Origin of the sequence: Limnoglobus roseus, from assembly GCF_008254045.1 — a bacterium.
Taxonomy (GTDB): domain Bacteria; phylum Planctomycetota; class Planctomycetia; order Gemmatales; family Gemmataceae; genus Limnoglobus; species Limnoglobus roseus.
Genome location: NZ_CP042425.1, coordinates 5,671,814 through 5,693,572 on the forward strand (window position 1 = coordinate 5,671,814; position 21,759 = coordinate 5,693,572).

The 21,759-nt window shown below is 63.8% G+C and carries 9 protein-coding genes; 3 read left to right on the top strand and 6 right to left on the bottom strand.

Annotation, left to right across the window (positions count from 1 at the left end; genetic code table 11):
• Positions 1 to 89: 89 nt before the first annotated feature.
• Entirely contained in the window at positions 90 to 713 is a 624-nt protein-coding gene (locus tag PX52LOC_RS24020) for a hypothetical protein (RefSeq protein ID WP_149112464.1), read from the top strand.
• A 67-nt stretch (positions 714 to 780) separates the two neighbouring features.
• On the opposite strand, the gene PX52LOC_RS24025 is transcribed toward PX52LOC_RS24020, so the two are convergent.
• The 3 genes from PX52LOC_RS24025 to PX52LOC_RS24035 all read right to left on the bottom strand — a co-directional run bounded on the left by PX52LOC_RS24025 (position 781) and on the right by PX52LOC_RS24035 (position 3,458).
• Positions 781 to 1,485: a DUF4058 family protein gene (locus PX52LOC_RS24025; protein WP_149112465.1), complete on the bottom strand. Its 705-nt coding sequence runs from the start codon at positions 1,483 to 1,485 to the stop codon at positions 781 to 783.
• Positions 1,486 to 1,509: 24 nt separating this feature from the next.
• A complete protein-coding gene (locus tag PX52LOC_RS24030; protein ID WP_149112466.1) occupies positions 1,510 to 2,571 on the bottom strand; it encodes a 1,9-bis(guanidino)-5-aza-nonane synthase in 1,062 nt (353 codons plus the stop codon).
• A 137-nt stretch (positions 2,572 to 2,708) separates the two neighbouring features.
• On the bottom strand, positions 2,709 to 3,458 hold the full coding sequence (locus PX52LOC_RS24035; protein WP_149112467.1) for a hypothetical protein: 750 nt from the start codon (positions 3,456 to 3,458) through the stop codon (positions 2,709 to 2,711).
• Between the two features lie 105 nt (positions 3,459 to 3,563).
• On the opposite strand from PX52LOC_RS24035, the gene PX52LOC_RS24040 reads away from it, so the two are divergent.
• Complete coding sequence (locus PX52LOC_RS24040; protein WP_149112468.1) at positions 3,564 to 4,655, top strand: metallophosphoesterase; 1,092 nt, start codon at positions 3,564 to 3,566, stop codon at positions 4,653 to 4,655.
• 109 nt (positions 4,656 to 4,764) lie between these two features.
• On the opposite strand, the gene PX52LOC_RS24045 is transcribed toward PX52LOC_RS24040, so the two are convergent.
• The 3 genes from PX52LOC_RS24045 to lhgO form a co-directional block, all read right to left on the bottom strand.
• Positions 4,765 to 5,820, bottom strand: a complete 1,056-nt coding sequence (locus PX52LOC_RS24045) for a DUF3500 domain-containing protein (protein ID WP_149112469.1) — start codon at positions 5,818 to 5,820, stop codon at positions 4,765 to 4,767.
• A gap of 87 nt (positions 5,821 to 5,907) precedes the next feature.
• A complete protein-coding gene (locus tag PX52LOC_RS24050) occupies positions 5,908 to 7,011 on the bottom strand; it encodes a hypothetical protein (RefSeq protein WP_149112470.1) in 1,104 nt (367 codons plus the stop codon).
• A gap of 10 nt (positions 7,012 to 7,021) precedes the next feature.
• Positions 7,022 to 8,239: an L-2-hydroxyglutarate oxidase gene (gene lhgO / locus PX52LOC_RS24055; RefSeq protein WP_246173453.1), complete on the bottom strand. Its 1,218-nt coding sequence runs from the start codon at positions 8,237 to 8,239 to the stop codon at positions 7,022 to 7,024.
• A gap of 484 nt (positions 8,240 to 8,723) precedes the next feature.
• Between lhgO and PX52LOC_RS24060 the strand changes: the two genes are divergently transcribed.
• The gene (locus PX52LOC_RS24060) at positions 8,724 to 21,689 is read left to right on the top strand and encodes a proprotein convertase P-domain-containing protein (RefSeq protein WP_149112471.1); all 12,966 of its coding nucleotides are present in this window, start codon (positions 8,724 to 8,726) and stop codon (positions 21,687 to 21,689) included.
• The last annotated feature ends 70 nt before the right edge of the window (positions 21,690 to 21,759 follow it).

The following is a 21,759-nucleotide window of genomic DNA, read 5'->3' on the forward strand; positions in this document are numbered from 1 at the left end:
GGTGGGAACGATTCGAGCGTACCCGGGTCGGAACGGGGCGAGAAGGAGAATCTCCGAATTCCCTCGGCCGAACGTCGATTATCTCGCGGGTGATGGCACATCAATTGCCAGTTACAGACCGTGGCAACGAGGTTTTCGAAACACCCTGGAGCACAGTCATGAGCGACAAACCTCAACACTTTGACGGCGTTACGCGCAAAGACCCGGAGAAGAGTGCGGACCTGCCCCCGTACGGCAGCCGTAATCCCGATCCGTTGACTGATACACCCGGGGCACACCCGATCGAGACAGGCCTGGGGGCCGTACTCGGTGGTGTGGCCAGTGGGCTGGCCGTGGGTACCTTGACGGCCGGGCCAGTGGGGGCCGTTGTCGGCGCAATCGCCGGCGGTGCCGTGGCCGGCGGGTATGCCGGGAAGGGCGTCGGCGAACTGATCGATCCGACGACAGAAGACAACTGGATTCGCGAATATCTCGCGAAGAACCAAACCAAGAATACCGCCAGCGATCTGTTCCGTGGCGAGGCGTACCGCTTCGGCGTGCGGTCCGAAGCCCGTTACCCGACCAGTCAGTTCGATTTCGTGATTCCGCAACTGCGGGCCGACTGGGAACAAATGCACGCGGACGATGATCGTAATGCGGACTGGGACAATGTGGAAAGCGTCGTCCGCGACGGCTTCAACCGCTCCCGTGACCTACGGAACGAGTTCAAATAACTCGACTGTTCGAATCAACGAAACGGCCCCGGCATCTGCCGGGGCCGTTTCGTTTCTGACCAATGCCTCACAACCGGCTGCGCTCGCGGGCGTCTTCGTAAGTCGCTTCCAGGTTCACCATGACGTGGCCGAGACCGCCGAGGGCCAACAGGAGTTCGGGCAACGCTTCGCCGACCACCAACGAGCGGATGCGCAACTCGAGGGAGTCGGCTCCGTTCACCCGCACCGGTCGGTACGAAACAGCCGTGAGCGGGTTTGTGTGCGGTAGAGCCTGACCCGGATAGACGAGGGCCAACAATTCGTCGAACGGCCGGGAGTTCCGACTCGTGACGATATCGACGACGATCAGCCCAATCGCCCGCTGAATGTACGTGGCGCACTTCGCGGCGAAGGCCCGCCTCGTCTCATCCCGATCCTTATTCCCGGGGGACACGAGTTCTACCGCGGCCACAAGCGTCGGCCCGCTGCCCGTCTCGTACACGTTCACGCCGAACTCGGGCGGAAAGGTCGCGGGCATCGTCAGGTCTGCGGCCGTCAGTTGCGGGACAACCTGGGGCAGCGTGGCCACCCCGCCACCAACAGCAGCAGACTCCCCGAATGTCGCGACATCGACTTCAATTCGAGGCCAGGCATGGACCTGAGCCTCGGCGAAGTAATCTTCGGGCAGACTTTGATTCAGCGCGCTCGCAATCGCCGAGGCCCACTGAGCGTGGAACGACTCCCAGTGGCGACGACCGGCGAGCGGCGGGTGAAAGTGATCGAGTAACGGCATCGCGAAACTCCTTCACCCCAATTATCACGACCCGACCGGCACCTGATCCAGCAGTTTGTTCCACTGCCGAGCCGGTTTGTTCTTCCACGCGCCCTTGTGGTAGGCGTAGCCGGCGATCAACGGCACCGCGAGCGTCGCCTCGCTGTAGACCATTTGCTCGTAGGCGAGGTCGACCTTGCCCCAACTCGACGCTTCCTTCAGCGTGCTGCCGGAGAGCGCGCCGTCGCGGGTGTCGGCCACCGTCACCTGCACCGCGTACTGGTGCATCGGCACTTCCTCGCCCAGAATGTCCGCAGCCACGACCACGTCTTGTGCGAAGTTCTTGGGCACGCCGCCACCGATCATGAACAGGCCCGTCACCGGGTTCGCGATCTTCAACTGCGTCAGTTCGTAGAAGTCCTTGCCGCTGTCGATCGACATGCGCGACCCGGCCGGCTTGCTGTGGATGTGCGCCACCAGCCCGAACCCGGCGGAACAGTCGCTGAACGCCGGGCAGAAGATCGGCACTTCGTGCTTGTAGGCTTCGAACACGATGCTGTCGGGCGTCTTGCAGCCGTTCTGTTGGAGGTAGGCTCCCATCGCGCGGATGAACTCCCGCGACGAGTGCGGACGCGGTTCCAGATCGTCGCAAATCTGCTTCGTCGTGTCGTCGCAGATCCGCAGTTCGTCTTCGTCGATGAGCGTGTCGTAGATGCGGTCGATGTGCAGGTCGCGCAACTCGGCGTCGAACATGCCGCTGCGGAGCTTCTCTTCGCCGACGTAGTGCCGGAAGCCGAGGGCTTCGAAGAAATCCTGGTCCACAATGTTCGCCCCGGTGGAGACGATGGCGTCCACCATGTTGCTGCGAATCATATCGACGAAGACCTTCTTCAACCCCGCGCTGATGAGCGACCCGGCGAGGCAGAGGATCACGCCGCAGTCCTTGTCTTCCATCATGCGGTTGGTGATGTCGGCCGCCCGCGCGAGGTCACGGGCGGTGAAGGCGGTATTCGCCATCGCGTCAACGAGCGGGACGGGGTTGAACTTCGTGATGTCGATGTGCTCGACCGGCGTGCCCAGGTAATCGGCTTTCGTCGGCTTGGTCATGGGATCGCTCCGCGCGGGGTGATAGAAACGCCAAAAGCCACCACAACCCGCTACGGTGTGGTTGCCGAGGGCAACACACCCGCCATTGCAGGTTGAGGTGGCTAATCGCTGCAATCATATACTCGCCGCGGTGAGAATCAATGGGGAATCGTGGCTTGCCACAGACGCCACGCATTCGCGACCACTTCCCTCGCGTGAACACCCGCCGGCACGCACAGCGCGTTCCCTTCGCGGCGGACCAGCACTCGTTCGACGGCCACCGCCCTCAGCAGCCACACGGCGGCCGCTTCGTCCGGGCACTCCACGCGGTGCCAGCCCGCGTCCCCCGGTTCGGCGAGCAGTTCGCCGGCGGTCAGTTCCTTCTGCCCGGCAGTCAGGTGGCCGTCCCAGTAGTGGTAACTTTTCGCGAGCGCGACCACGACGTTCTTCACTTCTTTCTCGATACGAAAACTCGCCGCCACGGGCAGGAGCAGCACGCTTCCTCGCCGCCGAGCTGTGACGTTCTCGGCCACAACCGCGACCTGCAACCACGCGGCCGCCGCCTCGGATTCGCACGCCACGCCGACCCATCCGGGGCTGTCGCTCTCAACGGGCAGCAACGTCGTCAGTCGAATCGCCCGGCACAATTCCGCCTCAACTTCGCGATACCGCGGCGAGTCTTCGGGAAGCACAGGGTCGAGCAGAGTGCCCCGGTGCGGCGGGCCGCCAGCGAGTGCCAAGTCGCAGAACGTCGTCCAGATGCGGTCCCACTCCACGCGACCGTCGGCGTCGTACTTCAAACTCGCCGATCCCATCGAGGACGCCGACACCGAACCGTAACAGTGCTGGTACCGCGGCGGTAGCAGGGCGTTGATCTTCGCGTCGAGGGCGGCCAGTTCGTCCGTCATGAAGTTTCCGAGAACGAGGACTGCGGACGGTTGTGAACGCCGAGCGGGGCGGGTACACTTTCACCAGCCCGCCTTATTGTAATCCCCTCTCCGTCGGAGTTTTTCATGTCCTTGTTCACCCGCCGGTCCGTGATCCAACACGGCGCGGCTTGCCTGGGCTTGCCCCTCGGGTTTTCCGCGCTCGCCGACGATCCCAAACCGACCGTCGTGCCGAAGGTCGATCCTTACGCCGACGCGAAGTTCGTGGACGGCCCGCCGCCGAAGATCGCTTCGGGCAGCTTCACCGTCGTCGTGCTGCCGGACACGCAGAACTACTGTGCGAGCCATCCCGACCAGTACATGGCGCAGACGAAGTGGATCGTCGATCAGAAGGCCGAGCGGAACATCGCGTGCGTCCTGCACCTCGGCGACATCACGAACAACAACAACGCCAAGCAGTGGGAAGTCGCGGTCAAGGCGATGAAGCAACTCGACGGCCACGTCCCGTACTTCCTCTCGCTCGGCAACCACGACTACGGCACGAACGGCGGCTGCCAGACGCGGGCGACGATGTTCAACGACTACTTCCACGTGAAGGACTACCGCAGCCTGCCGACGTTTGGCGGCACATACGACAAGGAACCGGAACGGCTGGAGAACAGCTTCCACCGATTCGAGGCCGGCGGGCGGAAGTTCCTCGTGATCTGCCTGGAATTCGGCCCGCGAACCGACGTGCTGCGGTGGGCGAACAAGGTTGCGGAGGAGAACGCCGACCGCGAGGCGATTTTGGTGACGCACGTGTACATGTACAACGACGACACGCGGTACAACTGGGCGGCGAAGGCCACGAAGCAGACTTGGAACCCGCACAGCTACGGCGTCGCGAAGGCGACGGCCGACGACATCAACGACGGCGAAGAACTCTGGAAGAAGCTCGTCTCGAAGCACGGCAACTTTATCATGACGCTGAACGGCCACGTCCTCGGCGACGGCCTCGGTAAGCTCGTGAGTCAGACGCCGGACAAGCGGGACGTGGCCCAGATGCTCGTGAACTTTCAGATGAAGCCGAAGGGCGGCGACGGCTGGTTGCGGCTATTGGAATTCAAGGCCGACGGCCGGGCGGTGGAAGTGTCCGATTACTCGCCGACGCGCAATCAGCAGAACGTGTCGGTGCAAAATCACTTCACGGTCGCGCCGTCGAAGGTGGCGAAGGCGTGAGCCGCTGTAGGGGATAACGGGAGAGATTGCAAACGCAACGGCGAGCGGCCCGTGTCTTGGTAGCTCCAGACACGGCCCGCTTACGCCGGGCCGCTCGCCTTCAAACCAATCACGCCTTCGGCGTTACCCCGCCGAAATCGTTCTTCAGACTGCGGTAGATGCTGTGGATGTGGTTGGCCGGGTTCTTGTGACAGTCGTTCTGCTCGTTCAGGTAGTGGACGAGGAAGGTCGGCCCCTGCACGGCGTAGGTGTGCCGCTTGCCCGGTTCGGGTTCGCCGGTGTAGACGAAGCTGATGCGGTCGATCCCCGCGGCCGTCAGCCGATCCGTCTCGGTCTTCGCCAGACCGGCCGGCATCCGCCCCATGTAGTGGGCGAGTAAGGCCACGAGGTTTTTCTGCTGGGCGGCGGTCATCTTGCTCGCCGACAGCCCTTTCGGCAGGTCCTCCGGCGCGTGGGCGGTGCGGCCCGCCACTTCCGGCAGGTGCTTGGCTAACAACGCGACCTTCTGCTGATCCGGGTCTAGGGACTTGAACAGCGCCCGCCCCAAGTCTTCGCACGGCGTGATGACGTTCCGCTCGCCCTTCTTCGCCCCTTGCATGATCGTGACAGGGTTCAACCCCATGAAGAACGGCGTCGTCGAAACGACCTCGCCGTCAACGACCGTGTAGCTCACAGCCAAATGGTGCCCTTCCACCCGCCAACCCCACCGGCCGGTCGCGGCAGGCTTGCCGTAGACGGTGAAGAAATACCAACCCGGCTTCCGGTACCAGGCGTTCATCGGCTCGAATTCGGCCAAAATGTTCTCCCGCTGCCGGATCGCCTCGGCCCACTTGAAGCCTTCTTCGCTCATCCCAGCCCGCATCATGTCGAGCGCGGCCGTCTGTGCTTCCTTGCTCATGTCTTCCAGCGGCACCCCCTCGCGGGTGGAGGACTTCGTGGCCACATCGTTGAGGGGGACGAAGTGCCAGTTGAACCGCTCTTCGTTGTCAAAGGCGAACATCGCCTTGCCCTTCTGGGCGGCCGGCATCGCTTCGAGGAACCGCTGGGCGGCGGTCGTCATCGTCTGGCCGACCGGGGCGGCGGCCTTGTCGCGGGCCATGGCCATGCGCCCGGCAAAGGCGGCGGCTACGGTCGCACCGACCCACTCGCGTCGCGTCATCAACATGGGAGAAGCTCCTACGGAAAAGGAAATCAGGCGGGAGGAATCATTCGCGTGCTGTGCTGCCAGTATCGGACAGAACCGCCATCGGGTCTAGTGCGAAGTTGTCAATGCGTGGGAGAGGTTGTGAATAAAAGCCGCGTTGTCGCACTGGAGGTAGTGCATCGCGCCACCCATGCGCGAGTAGCTCTTGCAGAAGCGAAGGTAGTAGGCCGGGTTCGACTTCGGCGGCTCGCCCTTCGACCAGTCCCAACCGCCGCCGTCTTGCAGATCGACGACGAAGATCGAGTGATCCTTCACCGCGTCACGGCCGTCGTTCAGGCGGATGTTGTTCACACAACTGATGCTCTTCTCGAAGACCTGCGGCCCCATGATGGCCGAGCCGACCGAGAGCACCACGCCGCCGTCGAGATCGTCCACCGACCCGCCGAAGAGCTTGAAATCCCACTCCGCGGCCCGCCCGATGGCCGCGCCGTTGAAGACCGAGTGGTTCGAAATGATGTCGTAGCCGATGCCGGGGTGGACGGTCAGCGGCACACCGTGCCGGTAGGCGGAACCGAGGATGGAAGCGTGCGGCCAGCGGTGTTCGATGGTCACGCGGCCCGGCGGCCAGTGCTGTTCGCGAATCGCACGGAGCAAGTCAGCTCGCGCGGCCGTCAGCGGGTGGACGGGGTCGGCCGCGATCTGTTCCATCAAACTTTCGGCCGTAGGAACGGTCGCGCCGTTCTCGGCGATCAACCGCCCGAGCGCCCGACCGTAGCCGAGGCCGTCGAGCGCGCCGGTCATCAGCGCGAGGTGGATCGTGTTGGCGGTTTCGTGCCACGTGCCGAACTTGCCGCCGGCCACCCCCATCTCGACGCTCTCGGTGCTGGCCCCGTACCAGGCGTACTCCCAATCGTGGATCGTGCCGGCCCCGTTCGTCGCGAGGTGCGTGAGCCAGCCGTTCGCCATCATGCGGTCGAGGATGCGGGCAGTGCCGTTGCGGAGGAGGTGCGCCCCGTAGATGAGCATGACCGCCGCGCCGCGAGCCTTCGCCGCCGAAATGCGCTCGGCGCACTCGCGGATCAGGCTGGTGTTCGCTTCAGAGCAGGCCTTCGGCGGCGCGTCGGGGTCGATCAGGATGTCGTCGGCCCGCGTCAGGCTCGTGCGCTCCGCGAGTGGGAAGACTTTCAGCCGGGCGAGGTCGAGCGATTTCATGGGCGTCAGTTTACGAGAACCGCGGGGCGAGGCGGTCCACGACCGTTTCGCCGATTTGGAGGGACGCGGTCGCGGCCGGTGACGGGGCGTTGCAGACGTTCACCACGCGGTCGGATTCTTGAATCAGGAAATCATCGACTAGCGCCCCGTCTGGGGCCACCGCCTGTGCCCGAATGCCGGCCGGGGCCGGCTCAAGGTCGCCCGCCTGGATGGCCGGCACGAGGCGTTGCAGTGCCCGCACGAACGCCGCCTTGCTGAGCGACCGCCGCATTTCACCGAAGCCCATTCTCCAGTGCTTGCCGGCCATGCGGAGGAAGCCGCGGTACGTCAGCGTTTCGATCAGGTCGCGGGGGTTCACTTGTAAGAACGAGTACGCCTCGCGACCGAAGGCGAGCACCGCGTTCGGGCCGCACTCGATGGAGCCGTCGGTCATCCGGGTGAAGTGAACGCCGAGGAACGGGAACTGCGGGTCGGGCGTGGGATAGATCAGGTTCTTGCACAGCTTCCAGGCGTGCGGCTTCAGCGCGAAGTATTCGCCGCGGAACGGCACGATCTGGGCACCGGGGTTCTGGCCGGTGAGTTTCGCGACACGGTCGGAGTGCAAGCCGGCACAGTTCACGAGCTGCTTTGCGGTCGTCTCGCCGTGGGTGCTGACGACCGTGATGCCGTCCGTGCGGGTGTGGACGGCCGTGACCTTCGAGTTGAAGACGACCTCGCCGCCGCGCTCGCGGACCTTCTCGGCGAGCCGCTCGCAGACCTCCCGGTAGTTGACGATACCGGTTTCCGGAACGTGAATCGCCTTCACGCCGGCGGCGTAGGGCTCCAGTTCCGCGAGCCGGGTCTTGTCGATCAACTGACAGTCGATGCCGTTGGCCTGGCCTCGCTCGTGAATGCGGTGCAGGGCGGGCAGGTCGGCGTCGGTCACAGCGACGATGACCTTGCCGCAGATTTCGTGGGCGATCCCCTCGGCGGCACAGAACGCTTCCATCGTCTTCTTGCCCGCCCGGCAGTTGACCGCCTTAAGCGACCCCGGCTTATAGTAAATGCCCGAGTGCAGCACGCCAGAGTTGCGGCCGGTCTGGTGCTCGGCCACCCGCGATTCCTTCTCGAACACGACGACCCGACGACTGGGGTAAAGTTGCACAAAGCGGTAAGCCGTGGCAAGGCCGACAATGCCGCCACCGACGACGACCAGATCCGCGACCGTTGATATCCGTTCGGGTGCCACCCGGATCGGTTTATGACAACCGATCCGCGATTCTACGGAGGGCGCGACCCCTCGCGATGTCACGCGAACGTACCCACGTGCTCGTCCCGAGGCGGCCGATTCTTGAGCAATTTCGACTGGGGTCAGAACGAATGTCGAGACGGTGAGAGAGAGAATCCTTCGAGGCTTGCGGCCGCGAACATCCAAACCGCTCCTGATAATCCTGGTAAAACAGGTAAAAGGAATAACCCTACACTTTGCGGGAGGACACTCGAAAATGTTCTCGTTTCAGGTTGCTCATATTCTCCGCAGTCGAGTAATTTTACCAAAATATCCAACAGGTAGCAAACTGTGAGAGGTCTGAGTGCGTCGTAGGTTGTGAATCCTTGCGCACAATTACGCTTCGACCACAAACATTTACTGGCGAATTGTTTGAGTATTGGCTCGGCTTAGTTCGTTTGCGACTGACCGGAACCCTCGAACGACACAATCCTGGAGACCGTGAATGCCTCCCCGCAACCTGATGACCTCCCTTCGCAAATGGGCGTTCAGTCCGAATCACCTCGGTCGCAAGTCGTTGAACACGTCGTTGCTCTTCGAGACGATCGAAGACCGAATTGCCCCGGCGACTTTGCCCACCCCCACGGTCATTGCCCCAACTGCGACGACGGCGTCAATTGCGTTGGCGCAGCAAGTCCCAGCGGCGGCAAACAACAACACCACGATCGATTACATCAATCCGCAGGTGGTGGCCGATCCGCAGAACGCGCTCCATCAAGTGCTAGTGGCCACACGCTACACCAGCAACGCGAACGGCACCGCTTTGACCGCCGTGACCGCCACGACGATTGACGGTGGGTTGTCGTGGACCGCAATAACTGCGTTGGCCCGACCGCGCGACCCCAATCTCGTGACAACAGCGAATCCGAACCTCTACACCGATGCCTCTTCCCCGGCTGTGGCGTTCGGGCGAGACGGGATGATCTATTACGTTTACCTTGCTCACAATACCGGCAAAACCAGTGGGGCGGTGCTGTTTAACAAGGCGGCTTTTGGCACGGCACCGGCTGCGACCCCAACAGTTCTGTATCGGTGGTTAAACGCGGATCAGGCGCTCAACCCGGCCATTGCGGTGGATAACAACGTTCAGACGTTCGTCGACCCGACCACGGGGGTGACCTTTACCGACACGTTGGCGAATCGGACGGCCATGCCAGGCCGGGCGGCGGTGTATGTTGCCTGGAACGCGAACTCGAGTGCTAACCCTCGCGACATCACGTCCCCGGGCGGTGTTCTCAACTTCAACCCCAACCCCATTCAGACGGCGGTTTCCGGCGACGACGGCGTGACTTGGAGCAACCCGGTCCCGGTGAACGATGGTGGGTATCTGACCTCCCCGGATAACAGCCGCGGGGTGGCCCCGCAGATCGCGATTAGTCCGGGCAACTCGGACACCCCAGGGTCGCTGGTTTTCGTTTGGCCGCAGCAGGTTCGCGGACAGAACTACGCCCAGATTGCCTACGAGAACACCCAGCCCGATGGCGGAAGCCTGACCAATCTCGTCCCGCAGACCTTCACGTTCACGGGCACGTTCGATAATGCCACTGGGAAAGTGAACGACGCTGGGGCAGCCGTTTCGCCGGCCACGGTCGATACTCAGAGTTCCAAGACATTCGACTTGATGATTCCAGCGGGTACAATCACCGATCCGAACTTTACCCTTCAAGACCTCTCGATCAACCTCGGCGTTGTAGCTCCGTTTCTGAATCATTTGCGAATTGAACTGATCGCCCCCGACAACACGACCACTCTAACTCTGCTCAATAACCGCACTCAAGGGGATAATTCAAACCCCAACACCCCGAACGGACAGCCGTTCCCGATCGGGATTTCGGGTACCCTCCCGGGATTCACTCCGGCGAACCCGAACCCTCCTTCGGCCGGCCTCGGGATCATTAACGGTGCCAACAGCACGTACACCGTCTTCAGCGACACCGCCGCCCGGCGAATCAACGATCCGAACTCGGCGTTCCCGTATATCGGGGCGTTTCGGCCGGAAGGCAGTTCCGGTTATCAGAGTCAACTGGTTCCAATCTCGCTGATCTCGGGCTTCCTGGCCACGGCCGGCCTGACGAACGCGACAGCCGCGACTTTGAACGGTTCGACCTGGCACCTGCGGATCACGGACTTCCGCAACGACCGGCTGACGCTCAACGGCGGCGGGTACACCGCCCCGGAATTCCTGCAGACGTTCGGGCTGGCGTTCTCTTCGGTGCCCAACGGACTCGGCACGGACCAGGTGATCGCCGGTGCTCAAGCCGCCCCGATCGGGGTGGACTTCAACAACGCCCCGCTTGTCGGATCGGCAACTTACCCGGCGACCTCGCCCACCGCGGGCGTTCCCTCAACCGTGTCGGTGGCCTTCGATAACAGCCTCGGGTCGTTCACCCCGTTCGGCGGGAACTTTTACGTCGCCTATACGGGCGTAACGTTGAACACCGCCAACCCGGCTCAGGTAACCGACACGAACATTATGCTCAGCCGGGGGACCATTGGGGGTGGCCTCGGCACCCCGGTCCAGGTGAACGATGACACCCCGAATGACAACTTTACCGAAGGGAATCGCCCTCAGTTTATCCCGGCGGTGACGGTTGATTCGACCACCGGCACGGCGGTTGTGACTTGGTACGACACCCGCCTAGATGCGAACCAGACGCGGGCGGCGACGTTTATCGCGACGAGCATCGACGGCGGGGCGACTTTTAGCAATCAGACGGTAACCGTGACCCAGAGTGTCGATGGCACGCAGCCGTTCCTCAACCAACCAAAGAAGGCCATCGACGTCATCACGGGCAACTCGTACACGCTTCAGCCCGTGCCGTCGAACGTTCCGTTGTCGAACGCACTCGGGCTTGGCATTCGGCAGTCGGTGATCGCGTCCGGCGGGAAGATCTACGCCTACTGGTCTGGGAACGCGAACGCCGCGGGCATCAGCGTGCAGTCGGCCCGCGCCGTCACGGCTACCGGGCCGCGGGTGATCAGCGGAGACTTGGGTCCCGTTCTCACCGCGTCAACATCCGGTGCGGGCTCGTACAACACCACGCTCGCTGCCGACGGAACCCGGCGGTTGGACGGGATCCTCATTACGTTCGACCGCACGGTGGAAGTCGCCGACGCGATCCTGACGTCGAATTACACCGTTCGGTACCACAACCCGTACAACCCCGTCGGGGCTGATACGATGATCCCCGTGACACTGGTCACACCGGTCGACCCGGACGGACGGGGGGGCGCGACTCAATTCCTGATCCGGTTCGCGGCCCAGTCGGCGATCGGCACGTACAGCTACTCCGTTTCCCCGACCATCCGCGACCGGGTTCGGTCGGGGGTCATGACCGTCGTCCCCTCTGGCGGGCCAGTTCAGTCCAACAACAACACCCCGGTCGTCGTCCCGGACGGCAGCCCAACTGGGGCGACTTCGACTGTCGCCGTCAACCTGCCGCCGGGGTTGGTTGTGAGTAACGTCACGGTTCGGATCAACGTCTCGACGACGTTCGATGGTGACCTTCGCATCTTCCTCCGCAGCCCCTCGGGCACTCGGGTGCCGTTAGTTCTCAACCGCGGCGGAGGCGGTGATAACTTTTCCGACACGACGTTTGACGACTCGGCCACTACCTCCATCGGGGCCGGGACTGCTCCATTCACCGGTAGCTTTAGGCCGGAAAGTCCGCTCTCCGTCCTTTCCGGCGAGCCTGGGACTGGTACCTGGACGCTGGAACTGTTCGATGACGCCACTCCCGACATTGCGACGCTGAATAATTGGACCTTGAACGTCACGGGTGGGGTCGTGACCGTGGTGGTGACGAAGACCGGTAACTTTATGGACCAAGACGCGGACTCGAACCCCGCTGAGGTGAATGTCGATGCTTTCGCCATGCCGAAACCGACCAGCGGCGTGCCGTTTACCGCTCCTTACGACGTGACCACTCAACCGCTCATCATTCCCGGGCCGCACATGATCGGCTCGTCTGTGGTGAACGGCGGGAGTGCTACGGACCCGGACCTCGTGCTCACCGGGGTGGCGTCGGCGGTCGACATTACGTTCGACCGGGATTTGAACACCGTTTTGGCCAACGGGCCGGTGTTCACCAAGGCCAACATCGTCCGACTGACCGGGCCGGCGGGGGTCATCTACGACCGCAATACCGCGACCACAAATCCGCTGACCGTCGTGTCAATGAATGCGCGGACGTGGCGCGTCGGATTCCCGGGACAAGTCCTGAGTGGAACGTACACGATCGAGATCGACCCGCAGTTTTCGGGTGCGGTCAACCTCGGTGCGAATCAGCCCGCCTTGATCGACACGAATCTCAACGCCGGCCTCGACGTTCTCCGGGGCGGATCGCCGACCAACGGCGTCACGGTGGACAACAATTACCCGGCGACGTTCTCCGGTGCGGCCGCGACCATTGCGCCGGCCGTGGGGGGCATCGCTTCGACGACGGAATTCCCGCTCAGTATCCCGGATTCGTTCATTATCGCGCAGTCGGTCGGGCACCAGATTCAGGTCGTCCTGAACGTGAGCAGTGCCACGCTCAATAGCCAAAATGTTGTCGATCTGATCGGCGAACTGGTCGCCCCGGACGGGACGACCATCCGCCTATTCACGAAGGCGGGCAATGCGACCCGGCCGCCGGGGAACGTTTGGTTTTCGAGTACCGCCCTCACGGATAGTGCGAACACGCCGATCCAGTCCGGATTCCAGCCGTTCTCGGCCGGTCCGTACAACCCGCAGTTCCCACTGGGCGATCTTAACAACGTGGCGTCGCTGGGCACGTGGAAGCTGCGGATCATCAACACCGGCACCCAGACGCCGAACTTGACCTCGTGGTCCCTCCGACTGCCGCAGGTGAAATCGGGAACCGGCCTGGGCGAAACCAACGCCGACCGATTGTCCGTATCGTTCCGAGTGTTCAACCAGGACCCGACGGACTCCCTCACCCAGAAGGTTTGGACGCCCGTCGGCCCGGCCTCTGAGAACGGCGGGGCGAACTCGTCGCGGACGAACGGCCTGGCGGTCGATCCGTCCGACCCGTCGGGGAACACGGTCTACCTCGGGGCGGCAAGCGGCGGGCTCTGGAAGACGACGAACTTCCTGACCCAGGACGCGGCCGGGCCGAGTTGGATTCCGCTCATCGACAATGGGCCGACGTACGCCCTGAACGTCGTCTCCATCGCCGTGTTCCCGCGGAACAACGACCCGCACCAGTCGATCATCTTCGTCCTCACCGGCGAAGGCGATACCGGCTCCCCGGGCGTGGGCGTACTCCGCTCGATGGACGGTGGGGCGAACTGGGTCGTCCTCGACAGCTTGAATAACGTCGTACCGGGTACCGAAACCGCCCCGAACTTCGGCGGGACGATTGCGTCGATCGACACGGCCAGCCGGGACCGGACGTTCTTCGGCAAGACGGCGTTCAAGATCATCATCGACCCGACGGCGGTGAACGACACCGACAAGAACCTGATCGTTTACGCCGCCTTCGGCGGCAGCGGTGGGGTTTACCGTAGCAATGATACCGGTCGGCACTGGTCACTGATCCAGGCGGGTGACGCCACGGACATCGTGCTCGCCGCCGGTAGTGCGGCCACCGGTACGGGTAACCTCCAAATCCTGTACGCGGCGTTCCGGGGTCAGGGTGTCTACATCGCGAACCCGGCTTTCAACGCGAGCGGGATGACCCTGCTGACGGGCACGCCGCCAGGGAACGGGAACTTCATCGACGCGGACGTGCTTACCCAACCGCGGGTGCCAATCGCCTCGCCGAGCGCGACCCCGAACGGGGCTAAGGGGCGCATCCTCCTCGCTACCCCGTTCCTGACGAACAACAAAGTGCTCGACTTGAACTACCAGGGGTGGCTGTACGCCCTGGTCATCAAGGCCGACAACTCCCTCGACGGTCTTTACTTGACGAAAGACTTCGGCGGGAACTGGACCAAGGTCAGTCTCGCCGAGTACTTGCAGGGGAACCCGCCGGCGGCCGGGTTCGGGACCAACAACTACACCCGGAACGATCACGACAACTTCGCGGCCCCGCCCGGGACGTCCAACCCGCTCCCGGGGCAGGGCAATTACGACGTCGGGTTTGCGATCGACCCGCTCAATCCGAACGTCGTGTACATCGGGGGAACGAACGACAACGCGATCGGGCCAAGCGGCCCCGGGACGGGTGGGTTCATCCGTGTCGACACCACCGGCATCATGGACGCCCTTGCTTTCGTCGCCTACGACAACGGATCCACGGTCGGCGGCAATAGCGTGCAGTTCACGGCCAACACCGGCAACTTGGTGACCAAGGGCGCGGGGACGAAATCCCAGCTCACGAACGCCAACCTCGGGCCAGGCCAAACCTACGGTTTCTCGGGCCAGTTTGGAACTCCCACGGCGGGGCTCTCGGGCGTAAATACCGGCTTCTTGAACGTGTATCGAAATCCGAATGATCCGTTCGCGGCGACCTCGTCGCTGTACTTCACGAACGTGGCGAGCATTCGAAACACCGGGACGGGGGCTCGGTATCAGGCGATCTTCCCGGAAGCCCAGACCGACGTCCACCGGGTCATCACGTTCGTGGACCCGGTTACCGGGCAGACGCGACTGATCGTCGGCGACGACCAGGGCGTGGCCAGCGCCGTTTATGACGGCGACGGCAACCTCGTCACGGGACTCGGGTCCAGTTCCCAGGCCATCACCCTGCCGACGAAAATTCGGAACGGGAATCTTCAGACGGTGCAGTTCTACTCGTCCACGGTTCACCCCAGCCAACTGGCGGCGGAAATCGCCGGAGCCTTGTACTACGGTGTGGCCCAGGACAACGGGTTCCCAAGGTCCAACACCGACATTCTCCAGACGGGTGTTGGGACGTCCCCAGCTATGCTCAGTTGGGCTGGGGCGGCGGGCGACGGTTCCTGGGCCCTCACCGATCAGACCGGGTCCGGCACCAACTATCAGTACCACTGGCCGTGCTGTAACAACGACGTTGGTGACCCGAACCAGTTCTTCCTCGTGAACTCCGTCGGCAAAACGCAGGGGCTTATTCAACCCGGCGATAACCCCGTAACTGGCGCGGGCAACTGGGCCATGCTCGGGGGACCGAAGTTCGCAGTCAATCCTACCGACGCGAGTGGGCTGGCCATCAGTTCTCTGATCACGGGCAAGTTCTTCCGGTCGGTCAACCAAGGCGTCCAGTGGTTCCAGGTGACCGGCGCCGGTACACCGACCGATTACTCGCAGGCCATCGCCTTCGGGTCGCCCGACATCGGCGCGACCAACGCCAACCAGTCCAACAACTTTATCTATGCCGGTCACGGGTCGCTGATCGCCGTGACCTTCAACGGCGGCACCAGTTGGACCGACATTTCGAACGGCCTGGGCGGCGGCACCGTGCAGCAAATTGTTCCTGACACAACTCGGGGATCGAAGGCTGCGTACGCGGTCACGAACGGGGGCGTGTTCTTCAATCCCGATTCGAGTGCCGCGGGAAGTACCTGGGTCAACATCACGGGGAACATTTTCTCGCTCTCCGACCCGATCTTTAATGACGCGAACCCCGCCCCGCAGAACGGTGAAACGGCCTCGTTGCGGAACCTGACTTCGCTGGCCATCGACTGGCGGTACGCCATCCCCGACGCGAGCGCGACGGCCCCGAGTGCGACCTTCCCGGTACTCTACGCGGGCGGGTACGGCGGTGTGTTCCGGTCGCTCGACCGCGGCCAGACGTGGGAAATTTACCCGAAGGCCTCGTCCTACTCGTACACCGACCCGTCGACCGGATTGCCGGCCTCGATCGCGATTCCGGATGCCGGCTACTTCCCGTCCACGCTGGTGACGCAACTGACCCTGTCGCAGGGCAACATCGACCCGGCGTCGGGTCAGCCGATCCAGCAGACCGGCGGTTTGAACATGCTGACCGCCGCCACTTACGGTCGCGGCACGTGGTCCATCCGCCTCGGCACGCCCGAGAACGATCCGGCCATCGCGGCTATTGCGCAGTTCCAGGTCGTCAAGCAATCGGGGCCGCAGGTCATCGGGGTGGATGTTACGACCCAGCCGACCTCGCCTTCGAACTCGGGTCGGGTGGTGGTCTCGTTCAACTCCCCGGTTCTGGCGAGTACGTTCACGACCGGCCGTATCCAGATCAAGGACGCGAACGGTCAAGTCCTCACCATCACGAGCGTCAGCCCGATTTCGAACACGTCCGCACCGGCGAACTTCCCGCTCATCCCCGGGAATCCGTCCGACTTCCACAACCTTTACGCGGTGACGTTCACCGCGGCGACTCCGGTCGCCACCGGCTTCGCACAGGTCACCATTTCCCCGACTGTGACCGACTACGCGGGCTTCGGTCTGAACGAAGACGACGACTTCACCAACGGTGAAACAACCGCGGACCCGAACAACGGTGGCGCGCCGGCCGATGCGTACAACGGCTCCCTCATGTTGTTCGGGGCCACAGCTGCGACGACCTTGGCCGACTTCAGCGATGGTGCCGGCGGGTTGAGCCTCGACGGCTTCACTGCGACGGGGCTTTGGCACGCGACAGCCACGGCCACCGGTGCAACTACGACCCCTGGGCACTCGGCACCGGAGATCGCGTACTACGGCATCGACGCCAGTGGAAACTATAACACCGGAGCGAGAAACTTCGGGACGCTGGATTCCCCACCGATCGCCGTGCCTGCGGGCATGTCGACTCAGTTGAGCTTCAACTACCGGCTCCAAAGTGAGAGTGGTGTATCATTCGATGTTGCGAGCGTTCAAGTCTCGACAAACGGTGGGGCGACGTTTACGACAATCGCGTCGAACGGTGCTGGCTCGATTCCTCAGACCCTAACGTGGTCGCCGCTTTCTGTGAACTTGACCCCCTTCGCGGGGCAGACGATCATAGTTCGGTTCAGTTTTGACACCGTTGATGGTTTCGCCAACAGTACTCTGGGCTGGCAGATTGACGATGTCTCGGTGTCGAGTTCGCCACTGAACGCGAAGCCGGGCAACTTGCACATCGACCAACCGGTCACGACGGTGGCCGGGGCGCCGACGCGGGTGGTGGTTTCCAGCCTCGACCCGACGACCGGCCTGCCGGACCCGAGTTACACCGGCACGATCAGCTTGACGGCCACCATCAACGGGCAACCCGTCGTCCTCACCCCGCAACCCGTTGTCGAGATTCTGAACGTCTCGGAAGTGGGCAATACCGTCACCGTCCGGACGGTCGGGCCGGTGGCATTCGTCGCCGGTCAACAGGTGCGGATCGCGGGCGTGACCACGGCCGGGTACAACGGCGATTTCGTCGTCGCCTCAGTGACTGCGAACGGGTTCACGTACACCAATCCCACGGCGGGGCTGGCCGCGGACGCCTCGGGCGGTTCCGTGACCGGTCCTGAAGTGCCGGCGGCCGCACTGGCCGGTTCGCCGGCCCCGGTTCCGTCCGGAGCGTTGCCGACTACGTACCAGTTCACGGCTGCCGACGCCGGCAGTCACGTCTTCACGCTCTACTATCTGGCGGGCAGCAACCCGACGACGGGGCAAACCCTGTTATCCGTCACCGACCTGACGACCCCGGCCGCGACGAAGCCGAACCCGGCTCGGTCGCTGCTCACTGTGACCTCGGGGACGGCCGACCACTTCGTCCTCACCGGGCTGAACGGACCGGTCCTCGCCGGCGACCAGCGCAGCCTCACCGTGATGGCCGTCGACTCGTTCGGCAACGTCGATCCGACGTACACCGGAACGGTATCGTTTACGACCACGGACACGAATTCCGCGGCCGCGGTGCCCACGACGTACACGTTCACGGCGGGCGACGCCGGGGTGCACACGTTCACCAACGGGGTGGTCCTCGCGACCGCCACCAACCTGACGAACTCGTTCCAGACGGTCACCGCGAGTGACTCGACGAACCCCCTCGTCACGCTGACCGGGTCGCAGAAGGTCCTGGTTCTTCCCGGACCGACGAACCTCCTCACTGTGGACGGCTTTACCAGCCCGGTGGTGGCGGGGACGGCGGGTTCGTTCACTGTGAATGCGTTCGATGCGTTTGGGAACGTGGCATCGGGGTACACGGGGACGGTGACGTTCTCGTCGAACGACGGCCAGGCGACGTTCGCCCCCACGACGTACACCTTCACGGCCGCGGACAACGGGTCGAAGACGTTCACCAACGGGGCGACCCTCCGGACGTCCGGCAGTCGCACGATCACCGCGACCGACACGGTTACGCCCCTCTTGGCGGGGACGCAATCCGGGATTCTGGTGACGCCGGCGGCGACGTCTCAGCTGTTGGTCGCACAGTTCCCCACGTCGGCCACCGCTGGCGTGGCCTACGATTATCGGGTTGCGGCAGCCGACCAATTCGGGAACGTCACGCCGGCCTATCGAGGCACGGTCACGTTCTCGACGGACGACGCTCAAGGCTCGTTCGTTCCGGCGGCCTACACCTTCACCTCGGCCGACAGTGGGGCGAGGACGTTCACCGGTGGAGCGACGCTGCGGACGGCCGGAACGCATACGATCACGGCGACCGACTCCGTCACGGCGAGCATCGCCGGGGCGCAGACGGGCATTGTTGTAGTACCGGCCGCGGCGGCGGTGCTGACGGTGGGCGGGTTCACGAGTCCGGTGGTGGCGGGTACGGCGGGCTCGTTCATGGTGAACGCTTTCGATGCGTTCGGGAATGCGGCCACGGGTTACACGGGGACGGTGGCGTTCTCGTCGAACGACGGCCAGGCGACGTTCGCGCCGGCGACGTACGCTTTCACGGCGGCGGACAGTGGGTCGAAGACGTTCACCGCCGGGGCGACCCTGCGGACGGCCGGCAGTCGGACAATCACCGCGACCGACACGGCCACGGCGAGCGTGACCGGGACCCAGTCGGGTATCGTCGTCACACCCGCGGCAACGTCCCAGTTCCTTGTCAACAGCTTCCCCGCGTCGATTACCGCCGGGGTGAGTGGTTCCTTCATCGTTTCGGCCGCCGACGCCTTCGGGAACGTCACCCCGACCTACACCGGGACCGCGGTGTTCTCGACGGACGACGCCCAGGGGACGTTTGCCCCGACGGGGTACACGTTCACCGCGGGTGACAACGGTTCGAAGACGTTCACCGGCGGGGCGACCCTGCGGACGGCGGGCACCCACACGATCACGGCGACCGACCCGGCGACAAACTTTACCGGGACGCAATCCAACATCCTCGTCACTCCGGCCGCGGCGTCGTCGCTGACGTTGGGTGGGTTCACGAGTCCGGTGGTGGCGGGTACGTCGGGTTCGTTCACGGTGAATGCGTTTGATGCGTTCGGGAACGCGGCGACGGGGTACACGGGGACTGTGGCATTCTCGTCGGACGATGGCCAGGCGACGTTCGCGCCGGCGACGTACGCTTTCACGGCGGCGGACAGTGGGTCGAAGACGTTCACCGCCGGGGCGACCCTGCGGACGGCCGGCAGTCGGACGATCACCGCGACCGACGCGGCCAACTCGACGCTCACCGCGTCCCAGACCGGCATCCAGGTAACGCCCAATGTCACGAGTAAGTTTGCCCTGACCGGACTGCCGTCGCCGATCGCTCCGGGTGCGGCAGCCGCGCTGACGATCACCGCCCTCGACGTGTTCGGGAACGTCACCCCGGCTTACACCGGTACGTTGACCCTGACCACTTCGGATAACGGAGCGACGTTGAACCCGACGACGGTTACGTTCGGCCCGGCCGACGGTGGAACGCGAACCCTTCCCGGTGCCGTCTCGTTCCGGCACGCCGGGACGCAGACCGTCACCGCAAGTGACTCTGCCAACGGGTTGCAGGGCTCGATCACAGCGTCGGTTTCGGTTCCGACCGCGGTCGGGTTCCGTATCGTTGGTGTGCCGGCGTCCTTCGTTTCCGGCTCGACCCTCCAGTTGTCGATCACCGCGATTGACGTGTTCGGCGATCGGGTTCCGGGATACACCGGAACCGTGAACGTGACGAGTTCCGATCCGACGGCAGTCATTACCTCGCCGGTCACCTTCACCCCTTCGGACGCCGGCACGAAGTTGATCAGCGTCAAATTGAACTCGCTCGGTGCGAACACGTTGTCGGTGACGGATTCGACCATCAGTCAAGTCGCCACGACCGTGCCCGTACAAGTCGTGCCGCAGGGGCTTGTTGCGTCCCGGTTCTTGGTGACCGTGTCGCCCTCCTCGGCGGCCATCGGGCTTGATCGGACCGTGACCGTCCGTGCGGTTGACGACGCCGGCACCCTTGTGCCGGGGTACTCCGGGACGGTTGCGATTACGACGACCGATCCGTCGGCCATACTGCCCCCGAACGCCACCCTCACGAACGGCGTCGGGACGTTCAACGTCATCCTCCGGACGATCGGCTCGCACACCATCACCGCGACCGACACGGTCAACGCCAACTTGACCGGCTCCCAAACCTCGGCGGTGAAGGGGAACGTCACGCCCTCCACCACAGTGGCCGTCGGGGCCGGGGCGACCGGGACGGTGGCCATTTACGACAACGTGGGGAACCGGAAGTTCGAGTTCACCCCGTTCCCGGGAACGCCCGGCGGCACGCGGGTGACGACTGGGGACGTGACCGGCGACGGCGTGGACGATTACATCGCCGGCACCGGCCCGGGGACGAGTACCCAGGTCGTCGTGTACGACGGGGTGACGGGCAACCAGGTGTTCTCGTTCCTCCCGTTCGAATCCACCTTCACCGGCGGCGTGTTCGTCACGGCTGGGGACGTGAACAACGACGGCATCGCCGACATTGCGATTACCCCCGACCAGGGGGGCGGCCCGCGGGTCATCCTCCTGAACGGGAAGGATTTCGTCAAACTCGCCGACTACTTCGGGATCGACGACGTCAACTTCCGCGGCGGTGCCCGGGCGGCGATCGGCGACATGAACGGCGACGGGTTCGGCGACGTGGCGGTCGGGGCTGGGTTCCTCGGCGGCCCCCGGGTTTCGGTCGCCGACGGGAAGTTGTTGCTGACCGGGCAGGTCAAGACCCTCTTCAACGACTTCTTCATCTTCAACGGCCCGGACATCGACACCCTCCGGAACGGTGTGTTCCTGGCTGTCGGGGACATCAACGGGGACGGCTTCGGCGATCTGATCGCCGGCGGCGGACCGAACGGTGGCCCCCGCGTCTTGGCCGTGGACGGGAAGAACCTCATCACCAATAACTCGGGCAGCCCGGTCAACATCGTGAACGCCTTCGTCCGCAACAACGGCGACCGCGGCGGGATTCGGATTGCCACCAAGAACCTGGACGGCGACCGGTTCGCCGACCTAGTCGTTGGCGACGGCGAGGATCTCGGCTCGACAATCACGGCCTACAAGGGGAGCACACTCGTGTCGGGCGCGTTCAACGCCCTCTACGAGACCGAGGTGTTCCCGGGCGTGAACGGCGGGGTGTTCGTGGGGTGATCGACCCTCGGTGGTGACGATATCCTTTCTTTCAGGGGAACGGCCGCGGACTGTCCGGGTCGTTCCCCGA

Bases quoted from the DNA above. Each gene is read 5' to 3' on its own strand.
- PX52LOC_RS24030 (WP_149112466.1), bottom strand. From the start codon at position 2,571: ATGACCAAGCCGACGAAAGCCGATTACCTGGGCACGCCGGTCGAGCAC.
- PX52LOC_RS24040 (WP_149112468.1), top strand. From the start codon at position 3,564: ATGTCCTTGTTCACCCGCCGGTCCGTGATCCAACACGGCGCGGCTTGC.
- PX52LOC_RS24050 (WP_149112470.1), bottom strand. From the start codon at position 7,011: ATGAAATCGCTCGACCTCGCCCGGCTGAAAGTCTTCCCACTCGCGGAG.
- PX52LOC_RS24045 (WP_149112469.1), bottom strand. From the start codon at position 5,820: ATGTTGATGACGCGACGCGAGTGGGTCGGTGCGACCGTAGCCGCCGCC.
- PX52LOC_RS24060 (WP_149112471.1), top strand. From the start codon at position 8,724: ATGCCTCCCCGCAACCTGATGACCTCCCTTCGCAAATGGGCGTTCAGT.
- PX52LOC_RS24035 (WP_149112467.1), bottom strand. From the start codon at position 3,458: ATGACGGACGAACTGGCCGCCCTCGACGCGAAGATCAACGCCCTGCTA.
- PX52LOC_RS24025 (WP_149112465.1), bottom strand. From the start codon at position 1,485: ATGCCGTTACTCGATCACTTTCACCCGCCGCTCGCCGGTCGTCGCCAC.